11 protein-coding genes and 1 pseudogene are annotated in these 14326 nt (G+C 34.1%); 7 read left to right on the top strand and 5 right to left on the bottom strand.

The annotated features are described in order from the left end of the window. The first annotated feature begins 43 nt into the window (after nt 1-43). From dnaE to NYR60_RS01280, 7 genes and pseudogenes are all read left to right on the top strand, one after another. A pseudogene (dnaE, locus tag NYR60_RS01310) lies at nt 44-3519 on the top strand (DNA polymerase III subunit alpha). Nucleotides 3520-5199: 1680 nt separating this feature from the next. After that, nucleotides 5200-5388 carry a hypothetical protein gene (locus NYR60_RS01305; RefSeq protein WP_279467317.1) on the top strand — a complete coding sequence of 63 codons (189 nt, stop codon included), beginning with the start codon at nt 5200-5202 and terminating at the stop codon, nt 5386-5388. A gap of 8 nt (nt 5389-5396) precedes the next feature. After that, nucleotides 5397-5636: a hypothetical protein gene (locus tag NYR60_RS01300; RefSeq protein WP_279467315.1), complete on the top strand. Its 240-nt coding sequence runs from the start codon at nt 5397-5399 to the stop codon at nt 5634-5636. Then, complete coding sequence (locus tag NYR60_RS01295; protein ID WP_279467314.1) at nt 5629-5931, top strand: hypothetical protein; 303 nt, start codon at nt 5629-5631, stop codon at nt 5929-5931. Before NYR60_RS01300 ends, NYR60_RS01295 begins: the two co-directional genes overlap by 8 nt. A gap of 367 nt (nt 5932-6298) precedes the next feature. Then, on the top strand, nt 6299-6625 hold the full coding sequence (locus tag NYR60_RS01290) for a Mor transcription activator family protein (protein ID WP_279467313.1): 327 nt from the start codon (nt 6299-6301) through the stop codon (nt 6623-6625). Beyond that, nucleotides 6612-7502, top strand: coding sequence for a peptidase (locus NYR60_RS01285; RefSeq protein WP_279467312.1), 891 nt, complete (start codon nt 6612-6614; stop codon nt 7500-7502). Before NYR60_RS01290 ends, NYR60_RS01285 begins: the two co-directional genes overlap by 14 nt. 3 nt (nt 7503-7505) lie before the next feature. After that, a complete protein-coding gene (locus NYR60_RS01280; protein ID WP_279467310.1) occupies nt 7506-8438 on the top strand; it encodes an inorganic pyrophosphatase in 933 nt (310 codons plus the stop codon). Nucleotides 8439-8639: 201 nt separating this feature from the next. Here the strand turns inward: NYR60_RS01280 and NYR60_RS01275 are convergent, their stop codons facing one another. The 5 genes from NYR60_RS01275 to NYR60_RS01255 all read right to left on the bottom strand — a co-directional run bounded on the left by NYR60_RS01275 (nt 8640) and on the right by NYR60_RS01255 (nt 14137). Beyond that, nucleotides 8640-8843: a hypothetical protein gene (locus NYR60_RS01275; protein WP_279467309.1), complete on the bottom strand. Its 204-nt coding sequence runs from the start codon at nt 8841-8843 to the stop codon at nt 8640-8642. A gap of 198 nt (nt 8844-9041) precedes the next feature. Beyond that, on the bottom strand, nt 9042-11111 hold the full coding sequence (locus NYR60_RS01270) for a peptidase domain-containing ABC transporter (protein WP_279467307.1): 2070 nt from the start codon (nt 11109-11111) through the stop codon (nt 9042-9044). Next, nucleotides 11111-12370 carry an HlyD family secretion protein gene (locus NYR60_RS01265; protein WP_279467305.1) on the bottom strand — a complete coding sequence of 420 codons (1260 nt, stop codon included), beginning with the start codon at nt 12368-12370 and terminating at the stop codon, nt 11111-11113. The genes NYR60_RS01270 and NYR60_RS01265 overlap by 1 nt, the downstream gene beginning before the upstream one ends. A 293-nt stretch (nt 12371-12663) precedes the next feature. Beyond that, nucleotides 12664-12891 carry a hypothetical protein gene (locus NYR60_RS01260; protein WP_279467303.1) on the bottom strand — a complete coding sequence of 76 codons (228 nt, stop codon included), beginning with the start codon at nt 12889-12891 and terminating at the stop codon, nt 12664-12666. Between the two features lie 1024 nt (nt 12892-13915). Further along, a complete protein-coding gene (locus NYR60_RS01255; protein ID WP_279467301.1) occupies nt 13916-14137 on the bottom strand; it encodes a hypothetical protein in 222 nt (73 codons plus the stop codon). Nucleotides 14138-14326: the final 189 nt, after the last annotated feature.

The following is a 14326-nucleotide window of genomic DNA, read 5'->3' as shown; positions in this document are numbered from 1 at the left end:
ACATAGGTTAAGTTTCTATTTCTATCTCAATCGTAATATCGTAATGACTCAACAACGTTTCGTTCATCTTAAAGTCCATAGTGATTTCTCTATGATTAACGGTTTGGCTAAAGTAAAACCGTTAGTCAAAACAGCCGTTGCCAACAATATGGTGGCAATGGCATTAACCGATTTCAGCAACTTTTGCGGATTGGTTAAATTTTATGGCGAAGCGTTAGGTTCCGGTTTAAAACCGATTATCGGTGCGGATATTTTCGTGCGTCCCGAACCGGATAGTGAAGACTTCTTTGAATTAACTTTGTTAGCAAAAAACAACACCGGTTATCACAATATTACTCTTTTACTTTCAAAAGCTTATCAACAGGGCTACGTTGAATTTCCGCTAGTCGAAAAAGCGTGGCTTGCCGAGTTAAATGAAGGCATTATTGTACTTTCCGGCGGACGCAACAGCGATGTTGGGAAAGCATTACTCAAAGAAAATGAAGCGGAAGCAGACGAATTAGTCGGCTTTTATCAGCAATATTTCCCGAATCATTACTACCTCGCGCTCTGTCGTACCGGCCGTGTGGATGAAGAACGCTATATTCAGCAAGCAGTACCTTTTTCACAAAAACACCAATTACCGTTAGTGGCGGTAAATGACGTAGTGTTTTTGAAAGAAGACGATTTTGATGCACACGAAATTCGTGTGGCAATCCACGACAGCTACACACTGGATGATCCGAAACGCCCGAAAAAATATTCACCGCAACAATATTTCCGTAGCGAACAAGAAATGTGTGCCTTGTTTGCCGATTTACCGCAAGCGGTCGAAAATACGCTACAAATTGCAATGCGATGCAATGTAACCGTACGTTTAGGCGAATATTTCTTACCGAATTTCCCAACCGGCGATCTTTCCACCGAAGATTTTTTAGTGAAAAAATCACGTGAAGGTTTGGAAGAACGTTTGGAATTTCTGTTCCCGGATCCGGAAGAACGTAAAAACAAGCGGTCGATTTATGATGAACGTTTGCAAGTCGAGCTGGACGTAATTAACCAAATGGGCTTCCTGGCTACTTCCTGATCGTAATGGAATTTATTCAGTGGTCGAAAGATAACGATATTCCGGTTGGTCCAGGGCGTGGTTCCGGTGCGGGTTCTTTAGTAGCGTATGCGTTAAAAATTACCGATTTAGACCCGCTTGCCTTCGACTTACTCTTTGAGCGTTTCTTAAATCCGGAACGTGTTTCAATGCCTGATTTCGATGTCGATTTCTGTATGGATGGGCGAGATCGTGTGATTGAACATGTTGCCGATACTTACGGTCGTCAAGCGGTTTCGCAGATCATTACCTTCGGTACGATGGCGGCAAAAGCGGTAATTCGAGACGTAGGCCGTGTACTAGGTCACCCGTATAATTTTGTCGATCGTATTTCTAAACTGATTCCACCCGATCCGGGTATGACCTTGGCTAAAGCGTTTGATGCCGAGCCGAAATTGCCGGAACTTTACGAAGCCGATGAAGAAGTGAAAGACTTGATTGATATGGCACGTAAATTAGAAGGCGTAACCCGAAATGCCGGTAAACACGCCGGTGGTGTGGTAATCGCCCCAACCGCTATTACCGATTTCTCACCGCTTTATTGCGATTCGGAAGGGCTGCATCCGGTGACTCACTTCGATAAAAACGATGTGGAATATGCCGGTTTAGTAAAATTTGACTTTTTAGGCTTACGGACGCTCACCATTATTAAATGGGCATTGGAGATGATCAATCAACGCTTAGCCCGAGAAGGCAAAGAGCCGGTGCGTATCGAAAGTATTCCGTTGGATGATAAGAAATCGTTTGATCTGTTACTCGCTTCGAAAACAACGGCGGTATTCCAGCTAGAGTCACGAGGAATGAAAGATCTGATTTCACGACTGAAGCCCGACTGTTTTGAAGATATTATCGCGTTAGTAGCATTATTCCGTCCTGGCCCGCTTGAATCCGGCATGGTACAAAACTTTATCGACCGTAAACATGGTCATGAAGAAGTTTCTTACCCTGATGCACAATATCAGCACGAATCGCTTAAACCGATTTTAGAACCGACATATGGTGTTATTGTTTACCAAGAACAGGTAATGCAAATCGCACAGGTACTTGCCGGCTATACCTTAGGTGGTGCAGACTTATTACGCCGTGCTATGGGTAAGAAAAAACCGGAGGAAATGGCTGCACAGCGTGAAATTTTCGAAAAAGGAGCGATCAAACAAGGTGTTGATGGCGATCTTGCGATGAAAATCTTTGACTTGGTGGAAAAATTTGCCGGTTATGGTTTTAACAAATCTCACTCTGCCGCTTATGCGTTGGTTTCTTACCAAACACTGTGGTTGAAAGCACACTACCCAGCCGAATTTATGGCGGCGGTAATGACCTCTGAGATGGATAATACCGACAAAATCGTTGGCTTCTATGACGAATGTATCAATATGGGCTTAACCGTTGTTCCGCCTGATGTAAACAGCGGTAAACACCGTTTTTCGGTTAATGAAAAAGGCGAGATCGTGTACGGTTTAGGCGCAATTAAAGGTGTGGGAGAAGGCCCGGTTGAAGCGATTTTAGAAGCACGTGAAAAAGACGGTATCTTCAAAGATTTATTTGATTTGACCGCACGTGTCGATCTGAAAAAAATCAATCGCCGTACCTTTGAAGGCTTAATTATGTCGGGTGCTTTCGATAAATTAGGCCCGCATCGTGCTGCATTGATGAAAAATTTAGAAGACGCACTAAAAGCTTCTGACCAACATAGCAAAATGGAAGCGCTCGGACAAAGTGATATGTTCGGAGTGCTAACTGAAACGCCGGAAGAAGTGCAAAACGCTTATGCGAATACGCCGAAATGGTCGGAACAAACCATTTTAGAAGGCGAACGCACCACACTCGGTTTATATTTAAGCGGTCATCCAATCGGGCGATTCTTAAAAGAGTTATCTCACTATGCTCCGATACGTCTAAATGAACTACAACCAACACGCCGTGGGCAAGTCGTCACCGTTGCTGGTATTATTATGGGTTCACGTATCGCCGTAACCAAACGAGGCAGCCGTCTTGGGATTGCAACCATTGAAGATCGTTCCGGTAAATTAGATGTGACACTATTCTCAGAAGCACTCGAAACTTACGGTCATCTTTTAGAGAAAGATCGTATTGTGATCGCTACCGGTTCGGTGCAATTCGATGATTTTAGTGGTGGGCTAAAAATGTCGGTGCGAGAAATCGCTACTTTAGACGAAGCTCGTAGCCGCTATGCGAAAAGCCTTGCTTTAGCAGTTAGCCAAGAGCAGCTTACTCCACAATTTATAAAAGAATTACGAGAAATCATTGAACCGAATAAGGAAGGGACGTTACCGCTACATTTCTACTACCAAAGTCCTAAAGGCAGAGCCTTATTGCGAAGCGGTGTGGAATGGCGAATTACCCCGAAAGATGAAATGCTCGACCAACTCAAAACCTTACTTGGCGAAAATGCCGTAGAACTGGAATTTGAGTAAGAAAAACAAGCGGTCGGACTTTACAGATTTTTTGAAAAGAGGCCTACAAGTAAGGGTGTAAAAGACCATAAAAACTACGAAAATAGGGATTAGGTTGAATTAAGTGAAATTAGGTTGTTCAACATATTGAAAAATAAGGATTTTTTGGCGTTTTTTGAAGGTGATTTTAAGGGCAAAAGAAAAACTAAGAAAAACGAAAAACTTTAGGAATTTGCCAAAAATAACCGCTAAAACTGCGAAATTTAAACAAATATGGAATTTACCGTTTAAGTAAGCATTTAAAGGCGGTTTCTTGCGTGGGTTGTTTCCGAGTTATTACTTTAACTTGGAAAATCGTTTCCCTTGTAACATATTGATTTAAAAGGAATTTCCAAGTTAAACTCGGAAATAACAAATCTTTAAACGTTCGCCAGTGAGTGTTTAAGGATTTCACTGAATAATTTGGTTTTTACCGCTCAAAACGTAATAGTTCAACCTTTTAAGTATTACGTTTTGACGCTGTGAAGTTTTACCCGTAAAAGTTAGCATAAGTCTTTGAATAATAAAGAAAAAAATAGCACTCATTAGAGAGTTTATAGCAAATTAACTTTTACGTTTTTTGGCTGTTTTTAACCATAAAAATGGCTGAATTTTGGTTTTGGGGCTTTTTTATAGTTGCTTGCGTTAAGTGTAAAAAAGAAGGGGTTCGTTTTTACACTTTTTAAACTATAATAAAATCAATAGGTTATGGTGTTTTTTGTGGTGTTATTAGGATGAAAAGAGTGTAAAAACTTTAAAAAAAGTTCCTTTCTAAATGATTTGAAAAGGAATTCAGTTCTTATCATTTGAATTCAGAAAGAATTCACAATAAAGCTCTTATTTATCAATGGGTTACATGAATTCACCAAAAATTTATCAAATCATTTGAAAAGAACTTAAAGCCGATAGAATAGCTTGAACCTCTTTCGTTTAAGATGACTTAAAAGAAAGCGACTTTCTTTTAAGAATGCAAAGATAATAGTTGATTTTTTAATAGCTAAAAGCTATCAATAGCAGTTTATATCCAGCCTTGCTAAAATAAACTTAGATCATTTCAAACCTGCTAGTTTTAATCTTCAGATTAAAAGCTGTAAATTCCTTATTTTTCACGCGTTATAATGTTTTTTGCTTGATTTAGTTTTCATCTCACTAGTTTCTTAAAATCAACTTTTTCAGAAACTGTGTTTCTCAATCAGATAAAGCGGTTTCTGCCCTTATCCTGCTTGCTTAGCGATAGATTTTGGGCGAACGTTTATCAGAAACTGCTTTCATAGGTCAGGGCGTTGTCTTGTAGCTAGTTTGAAGAGCGAATGCCTAAAATAAAAAACGAAAAAATTACTTGATTTTCTTTTTTTCAACTTTGCTATCATTTTCTTGCAGTCGCAAAATCGACTGCCGAGCCTCGAAACTCGAAGATTTATCAACGGCGAACAGTAACACGCCTAAAGCGTGTTTTTTGTTTGTTGCTCACGCACATTTCAAGAACACCGAGAGCTTCTAGAAAGCCGAGAGTGTCATTCTATGGTGGCGTGTAGCGGGAAAGGTTTCGCCCTTTGCTGTGTTCCGTTGATCGCAGTTTTCGAGCCCGTTACACGTTACCGCCCACAAGCCTCGAAACTTCAAGCGGTAATTTCTTTAAAATTTTCAACGGAAATACCGAAAATGATTTATCTATTTCAAGGCGTATCACGCCAAGATTTAGGCGATACAAGCCTAAATATCCATACATTCCCACGTCAAAAAATTCGTATTGAATGCAAAAGTTTAGAACAAGCTAAACGACTGCTTTTGCCTAAATTTTGTCTTTTGGTCAATTACGGGCGAATTTCAACCGCTTGTCATATTCAATAGGGGGATTTATGTTTAATGATGCTTTAAAAGAGTTGAGTTTATTAAATGCTAATGTAGCTTTAATTCCCGAACTATTAGAAATGATTGTTTGTGGGGTGGAATCAAAGGAAAATCTAAATAAGGGCGATTTATCACAATATATTTATGCATTTAGTGAAATTTCATCCGTTTATTTAATGATGCAAACCAAAAAACTAAATGAATTAGAAAAGCTGATGGGGGCTAAAATGGAGGTTGCAAATGAGTAGTAGCATCTATTTTGTACTCAATACCGCATTAGGCCATTTTCTAGAAAGCCAAAAAGAAAACAATCCGCAACTAATGAAAGATTATTACACAATGTTTGATAGTGCAAGATTAGATTCTTTGCAAGCTATCGAAGGAATTTCAAAAACTATGTTAGATATTGGAATTTCTAATGATAGTGAATGTAAGGAAATAAAAGCGGAAATGCTTATAAAATTTGCCTTATCATTAAAAAATAACGTTGATATCCTAAATTTGGCAATAGATGGATTAGAAAAAGTAGAACGTTGTTTATAATTTGAGATTAAGCTATAAGAAAAATTTAATCATTTTAGAAGGCACTAACTGTAAAAAGTTAGTGCTTTTTTCTTTTTATCGAAGAAGAAAATGAAAAAACATACATAATAGAAAAATCTTTACCACTTTCCCCAATTTCACAAAATGCACAGAAAGCGATTTTAAGCACTATTTAATCAAAAGCGGTAGGTTTTATTGATTAGATTTATTTAAACGTTTTAGCGATCATTTAAACGGTATTTAAACGCTATTCTTTTTTCTAATTTATATGTAATGCTTTGTGGAGCGTTTTATTTTTCTTTAAAGCACTTTAAAAGAAGTTTGCTTTAAACTGATTTAGAGTGTTCGTATATTGCAAGGAGGAACTATGCAAGATAATTCTGAATTTGTGTGGGGAGAATTTATTTATGGGGTAGGTGGTGCAGTACAAGAAGCGGCTGAACGTTTTGCAATAAAAAATAGTGATGAATTGTATTCCTTTTTAATGGAAAGAATTTCCCATCATTGTGGCGGTAGTAGTATTTATATCCCTAAAGGTAGCTCAAATAAAGCAAGTGCTAGAGCCCGCTTAATTGCTAAAGAATTCAATGGCAAAAATCACGCTTATTTAGCTAAAAAACACGGGATTTCAGTGCAGTGGGTTTACCATATTGTTAAAAAATCAAAAGAAGGTCATAAAAATGCAGTTAATTGAAATTTTTAAAGCGGGGAAACGTAAAGACACACATGGCACAGAAGTAAACATTACCGTAAAAGACTTACAGAAAGTTGTTGAAGCCTATGATGTGAATACATTTGAAGCCCCTGTTGTGATAGGACACCCGGAATACAATCATCCTGCTTATGCGTGGGTTAAGGGCTTGCACTTAGAAAGCGATGTATTAAAAGCTGAATTGCACCAAGTCGATCCTGCTTTTTCAGAAATGGTAAAAAATGGGCGTTATAAAAAAATTTCTGCGTCTTTCTATTTGCCAGATAGTGAAAATAACCCAAAAAAAGGGGCGTTATATTTACGACACGTGGGCTTTTTAGGAGCAATGGCTCCAGCCGTGAAAGGCTTGAAAAATCCTATTTTTGCAGAAAATGAACAAGGCGTAGTTGATTTTTCTGATTATGCTGATAATGAACTTTCAGAGCTGGAAAAATTAAAAGCAGAAAATGCACGCTTAAAAAATCAACTTGCTATTAATGAAAAAGGAAAAATTCTACATTTTGCCGAATCACTTATCAGAAAGGGAAAATTAGCCCCTGTAGCAAAAGAGAACGCTGTAGAGCTTCTAAATTTTGCAGAACGCTATGATCAAGGCGACTTTATCGAATTTGGCGAAAATGAAAGCCTATTGCAAAAAATGCAAGATTTTTTCAATGCTCAACCGCAAATCATCTATTTTGGCGAAATTGCAACGAAAGAAAGAGCAAGTGAAAAGCAAAATGAAAATTTTGTTAAATATGCTGAAAATACACCGCCTGAAATGATTGAGTTAGATCAAGAAATCCGCACTTATGCAAGTGTTCATAAATTGAGCTATTCAGAAGCATTTGATGTTGTTCATAATCAAAAAGGAGAATAAAAAATGAGTTTAACAAATAAACGTATTCAAGACCCTATTTTAACTGAATTAGCTCAAGGTTATCACAATAATGAGCTAGTTTCAGAAGTGCTGATGCCTGTTGTAGAAATTGAAAAAGAAGCGGGCAAAATCCCACAGTTTGGGCGTTTAGCTTTTCGAGTGGGTTCAACTGTTCGAGAAATACACGGTGATTCAAATCGCTTAATGCCTGAAGATATTACAAGTTTACACGTTGAACTGAAAGAACACGATGTAGAATACCCTATTGATTATCGTGAAGATAATGATGCAAGTTATCCACTCAAGAAATACGCTCTTTCAGTGGTGCAAAATGTAATCGCTTTAGGGCGTGAAGTTGCTGTTGCTGAAATAGCTCAAAATGCGGATAACTACGCCCCTGAAAATGTAGTTAAACTTACCGATACGCAACGTTTTACTAACGCAAAATCAGACCCTTTGAAATTTATTAATGAAGGTTTAGAAGCTATTTCCGCCACTATTGGGCGTTTACCGAATGTTTGCGTAATTGCGTCTGATGTTTGGAAAGTATTAAAAGAAAATACGAACCTTTTAGAACGTATCAAATACACTCGCACAGGTATTTTAACCCCTGAAATTTTTGCTGAACTGATTGGCGTTGATATTGTTAAAATCGGTGCAGCATCGCAAGAGAAAGACGGCAATTTAGAAAAAGTTTGGTCAAATTGTATTGTTTTGGCTTACGTCCCAAGCAATAAGGATAAAAAAGAAAACAGTAAAAAAGGAAATGTTTTTGAACCGTCTTACGGTTACACGGTACGCCGTAAAGATGGGCTGTTTGTTGATACTTACCAAGAAAAAGGCGGTAAAGTTAAAATCATTCGTTGCACGGATATCAATACCCCTTTCCTTGTAGGAAAATCAGCAGGTTATTTGATTCAAAATTGTATTAAATAATAGCTTTTACCTTTCAATTTTTTGCATTGAAAATTGCTACTGATTGAAAGAAAGTTTCTTCACATTACAATAAAAAATGCTTTATCCAACGATGGAATAAAGCATTTTTTTATATCTAAAATCTTTCGTACTTTTTATGGTTTTGTTTCGCAGTTTTTGTGGTTCACTGCAAAGGGTGCTAACTAGTACCCTTGTCGCTAATTAATGTGTTACATACTTACCTGTTTTACTGTCTATTGGTATTCCTGATGGTCTAATAACTTTGGATGGTTCGATATGATCGTGGAGTTTTTTAAAACTCTCTTCAACAGCAAAATATCTTCCGAGCCAATCAATAGCTTTAATAAAACCAAAGCCCATACCACCGCTAACAAATTGAATAGACTGATTATCTAAGGTTTTCATTTAGAATCTCCTTTTTTAAATTTATCAATATAATCCCAAATTTTAACCATGCTAAAACATATCAACATAATTAAAAATGGTCGAAAAGTATCTCTAAAAATAATACATAGTATCAGAGATACTATTCCTACCATAAGTTTTAAAACTTGTTTATCATCTTTACTAATAAACACCTCCTTTTTCTTTATATAATGAATATTATAGATAGATTATTCTATTCGTACTTTCGAGCGTTGATTTTCTATGAGCAATAATTACTCGAGTAATATTAAGATTTGAAATAGCTTGATTAATCACTTTCTCATTTTCCTCATCCAAATGACTAGTAGCTTCGTCCATAAATAAAATTTTAGGTCTTTTATATAAAGCTCTGGCAATAAATAAGCGTTGTTTTTGTCCTCCGGATAAATTTTGTCCAAATTTGCCCAAGAGGGTTTCATAATTCATTGGCATAGCCATAATTTCCTGATGAATATTTGCTAACTTTGCACACTCAATCGCAAACTCTCGATCATAGTTTTCCTCAAAACTCACAATATTGTCTAAAATAGATCCTGAAAAAAATTTATCATCTTGTAGAACACAAGCAATTTGTTTACGATAATTACTTAAACCAAATTGATAAATATCTACATTATTAAAATAAATCGTTCCCGAACTTGGTTTTAATAAACCGGTCATTAACTTTAATAAAGTCGTTTTTCCAAATCCGGATGCCGCACTAATAGCGACACTCTCTCCTGATTTAATATCAAGCTGTATATCTGTTAATATTGGCTGGGAAAATTGATCATACTGAAAACAAAGATCCTTAACCGAAATAGATGCATCATTCGCAGTAATATCAAAAGGCTTTTTACTTTCTTCTTCAACCTCATTTAATGCGATATCCGCTACTCGTTCACGATGTAAAGATAAGATTTTTAGACTAAAGAAAATATTGATAAGATTCGCTATTCTAGCTGAAAATGAACCTCTATAAGCATTGAATGCGACAAACATACCTAATGTCATTATATTTTCAATAACTAAATTCGCACCAATCCATAAAATAGAGATCTGTTCTAAAGTTGAAATAAAAGTATGAATTCCCCCAAATAGCATATCTAACTTTGTAATTCTAATTCCTGTATTAAATGAGTCTGCATTTAAAGACATCCACTGCTCTTCCCGTTTTTGCAATAAATCAAGCGACTTTAACGTAGTAATGCCATATAAAGTTTCCATAAAATGTGAATGTGATTTTGCAGCTTTAATAATTTTTTCTTCTGAGATCTGACGATATGTCCAATACGTAATCATTCTTAAAGTCAAATATACGACAGAAAAGCCTAATACGACCCCAAATAGCCAACCACCATACAAGATCATCATGACAACTAAACAAATTGCCATTATTGAATCAATAATTGTAGCAACAATACTTGATGTTAGTGTTTTTTGAATTATAGAAAGTGAATCAAAACGAGAGTGAATATCTCCTACTTGCCTTTTTTCAAAAAAGACTAAAGGTAATTTCAATAAATGAGAAAAGAAACTTGATGTCCATTGAAAGTTAATTAAATAGCTCATTTTCAATGAAATCCAAGCCCTAAACATACTGACGGCACTACTAAAAAATGTAAATAAGCATAACCCGATACAAATGACTAATAGTAAGGATTGATCCTTCGCTTGAATAACATGGTCCATAACTAGCTGAGTACCAATCGGCATAAGTAAGCCTATTAACTCAATCAACGCTGAAAGTGAGAAAATCTTAATTAATGCTCCTTTTATCCCTACAATATGCTTTAATGTTTCGTAGAAGCTAATTTCATTCGTATTTTTTTGCCTATCAAATTTAACTTCTGTCCAAATCTCTAAAGCAATACCTGTAAAATGATTAGAAAATTGCTCTTTACTTAATTTTTTTCTGCCAAACGCCGGATCATGGATAATGAAACTTTTATCAGTCACTTTAGTTAACACGACAAAATGATTAAAGTCCCAATGTAAAATACAGGGTAAACGTAGTTGATTAACCTCCTCTAATTCAAGTGATAAAGGACGGGTTATAAACCCTAAGTGACGAGAAATATCAATAAGATTTTGTAAATTTACACCTCGAGAAGAAACCCCATACTGACGACGCAAATTAAATAAATGAGTATTACTACGATTATAATAACCTAGAATCATAGATAAACACGCTAATCCGCATTCAGCAGTTTCTGTCTGTAACGTTATAGGTACTTTTCTGAAAAAATTAAAATTCAACTGTTCCATTATTCTTCCATTGTTTTAGTTAGTTGATATAAAGGGAAAAGCATCCATTCATATAATTTACGTTTTTCTAAAAACAAAGTAGCTTCCGCTTTCATTCCACTCATAAAATGTAAATCCTTATCATTATAAGTAATTAATTGATCAGGCAATTCTGCTGTTATTTTATATAAAGGAATATTCTCGCTTGTTTCTAATGGTAGGTTTTTATAAAAACTAAGTTCTTGTAGAGAAGCCGGTAAATGGGAAATAGAACGAATATATCCTTTAAATTGCCCGAATTTCTCAAATGGAAAAGCTTCATAGCGTATATTGATTTCATCATTTAACTTAATAAACGAGATAGCACTATTTGGTACCCACATAACCAGTTGATATTCACCTTTATTCAAAGGTGAAATTTGTGATAAGGGATCTCCTTCTTTAATAACCTGTCCGATAGTTGCATTAATAGATTCAACGACTCCATCCATAGGAGCATTAATGATTAATTCGGAAATAGATTCAAATTCTAATAAACGTATGCGCAAGTCATTCTGTTGCAATTCATAACGAATAATATTATTTCTAAAATTCGTTTTTTGCGTTTCAATTTCATTTTCTAAATGTAAAATAGCAGACTCTTGCTGAATCAACTCCATTTTTATCTCATCAGAAAGTGACTTTTGAGAAAAATATCTTTCTCGTTGACTATTTACTTCATCATTACTCGAATAACCTTGTTTGAATAATTTCTCATATTTTTTTACTAAATCCATATATTTATTTAAAGTTCTCTCTACTTCAATAAGATATTGACTTTTTTCTTTATGAATCTTTTGATGATTATCTATTTGCTTTCTAAGACTGAATAGTGTTTCTGCCTCATTTTTTTGTAATAAAGCAATAGAAGTATCGATAGATTGAATTTGTTTCTGTAAAGACTGAATAGAGTTTAAACTTGTATCGCCACTTTTAGAAATCCGATCTAAAGTAATCTTAAATAGAGGCTGTCCCTTTGTGACATTCTGATGTGGTTCTATATATTTCTCAGAAATATAACCTGATTTATTAGCTGAAAGTATAATTGGATGAGATTGCATAACAATTTCACCAAATATATTTGTTCGACGAGTATAATCTGTAAAAGTAATAAAAAAGACAAATGATAAAGTAAGAACAAAAGAAATAGAAAAAACTAACCAACTCGGTACTGAAGAAATAATTACAGCTGTGCTTTTCCATTTCTTGTTATGAAAGTTTATTGCTTCTTGACGGAACATATAAAACAATATAGTAGATAAAATATTTATAATATATAAATATAAATCAAGTTTACATCTATATCTATAAAAATATAAAAACCTTATAAGAATAATACATCATTTACATCAATTCTCTCTTACAACGATTATAACGTATTACTCTTTCTACATTAGTAGATATTTTTCTATAATTTTCAGATGTGGATTTATAATAGCATTTATTATAATCTATATCCTGAATGGATAAATAAGAAATATTTTTTCTATTATTATTAAAACTGCATCCAACAACCAAAAATATATAAAATATATTAATAACGAATATTGATACCAATACCACCTCCTGTTACTTTAGGTTTCTTCATTGGCAATTTAGTCACTGTAATTGATGGTGATATTGATATATTTTTAGTAAGGTTAAATGTATATTTACCTGTAATACGGCCATAACTTCCCCAACGACCTTTTCCCCCTCCACCAACAAAGCTCTGTTTTCCACCGAATACCTGAACTACTTCTGATACACTTAGTGTTTTCATAAAATCTCCTTTTTAAATATTAATTAATATAGTGATGTCTATTTCAGACCTATCACTAAGAAGACTATAGCACTATAAAAATCTAAGACCATGCTTAAAGTAAATTTTTGCGATCTATATCGAAAAAATAGAAAGTATATATTTCAATAAAAATGCTGAATAAAGAAAAATAGAGATAAGAATAATATCTCTTAAAATAAATTAATAAAAACCCACCTAAAAAACGTATAATTTTCTGAATAATTAGATAATAAACAAATAATTACAGCTGTACTTTTCCATTTTTTATTATGAAAATTTATTGCTTCTTGTCGGAACATGTTTTATGTATCTATTTATTATTCTTTTTTATCCTTAAGATAAAATATTATATATACAACACATCCAAACAATATATCTAAAATAGTTCTATTTACATCAACTGGTATATATGGATATATAAACCACTTTAGGAAAAGAAAGGTAAAAATACCTATAAAAAACATTTTAAATAACATTTATATACATTCCCCTACTTAAATATAAAATATTAAAGTCATAGTAATACATTCTTAATTCTTAACTTATAAACTTTTAAAAATTCATTTATGATGTTGAAAGATTAGCTATAAATCTCCATTAAATGAAAAACGTTTGTTTAATGAGTCATGATTCTCCTTAAATTTTTCTACCATATCAGAATTTTGTTGCTTATAACTATCTATTACTTTATCTTTAAATGGTGCAAAAAAATTTCCGAAGATATATTACCTAGGATAAAACTTCCTATAGATTTAGCAAAATTACCTCCAGTGATATGAGGAAAGTCTATAACATTTATCTCTAATTTAATTCTTTTTTCCAAAATAAAAATCTACAAGCAATAACACTAAAAAACATAAAACATCAAACACATATTCATTAATATAAAAAGGAACGATTGGGTAAATTATCTTTGAACAAAATACAAAAAAAACAAATGCAACTATGAATTTCATATATACCTCTTTTATATAGGCCACCTATAAAAGTGGCCTATTGTTTATTATAGATCACCATTAAATGAGAATCTTTCGGTAATAATAGATGGTTCTTTTCTAAAAGAATCTGCTTGTTTATGACCAAAATCATTTAAATTTTTTTCTACTTTTTCGGTAACTTTATCTAGATATTTCGAACCTATATAACCTCCCAAAAAACTCGCAATAGTACCAGTCCAGTGACCACCACTTACATTAACAATTTCTATTTTATTAAGTGCTTTCATAAAATTCTCCTTGTAAAATCATTCAATATTTACGTAGTGGTAAATTTTAATCTACCACTACGTAAACTATAACACGTTCAAAATTTCACAATGCTCTTAGAAAGAATTTTTGCGATATAAGTCGAAAAAATCAAAATATATTTCTGGATTTTATTCAATTTAATGTATTACAAGGGGTCATTTAAAATC

The sequence above is a fragment of the Actinobacillus genomosp. 2 genome (genome assembly GCF_029773605.1).
GTDB lineage: Bacteria > Pseudomonadota > Gammaproteobacteria > Enterobacterales > Pasteurellaceae > Actinobacillus.
Note: the sequence above shows the minus strand (reverse complement) of the source record. Positions and strands in the feature narration are given on the sequence as shown.

Coding starts and splice junctions, on each gene's coding strand:
- NYR60_RS01305 (WP_279467317.1), top strand. CDS start 5,200: ATGATTTATCTATTTCAAGGCGTATCACGCCAAGATTTAGGCGATACA.
- NYR60_RS01300 (WP_279467315.1), top strand. CDS start 5,397: ATGTTTAATGATGCTTTAAAAGAGTTGAGTTTATTAAATGCTAATGTA.
- NYR60_RS01295 (WP_279467314.1), top strand. CDS start 5,629: ATGAGTAGTAGCATCTATTTTGTACTCAATACCGCATTAGGCCATTTT.
- NYR60_RS01290 (WP_279467313.1), top strand. CDS start 6,299: ATGCAAGATAATTCTGAATTTGTGTGGGGAGAATTTATTTATGGGGTA.
- NYR60_RS01285 (WP_279467312.1), top strand. CDS start 6,612: ATGCAGTTAATTGAAATTTTTAAAGCGGGGAAACGTAAAGACACACAT.
- NYR60_RS01280 (WP_279467310.1), top strand. CDS start 7,506: ATGAGTTTAACAAATAAACGTATTCAAGACCCTATTTTAACTGAATTA.
- NYR60_RS01275 (WP_279467309.1), bottom strand. CDS start 8,843: ATGAAAACCTTAGATAATCAGTCTATTCAATTTGTTAGCGGTGGTATG.
- NYR60_RS01270 (WP_279467307.1), bottom strand. CDS start 11,111: ATGGAACAGTTGAATTTTAATTTTTTCAGAAAAGTACCTATAACGTTA.
- NYR60_RS01265 (WP_279467305.1), bottom strand. CDS start 12,370: ATGTTCCGTCAAGAAGCAATAAACTTTCATAACAAGAAATGGAAAAGC.
- NYR60_RS01260 (WP_279467303.1), bottom strand. CDS start 12,891: ATGAAAACACTAAGTGTATCAGAAGTAGTTCAGGTATTCGGTGGAAAA.
- NYR60_RS01255 (WP_279467301.1), bottom strand. CDS start 14,137: ATGAAAGCACTTAATAAAATAGAAATTGTTAATGTAAGTGGTGGTCAC.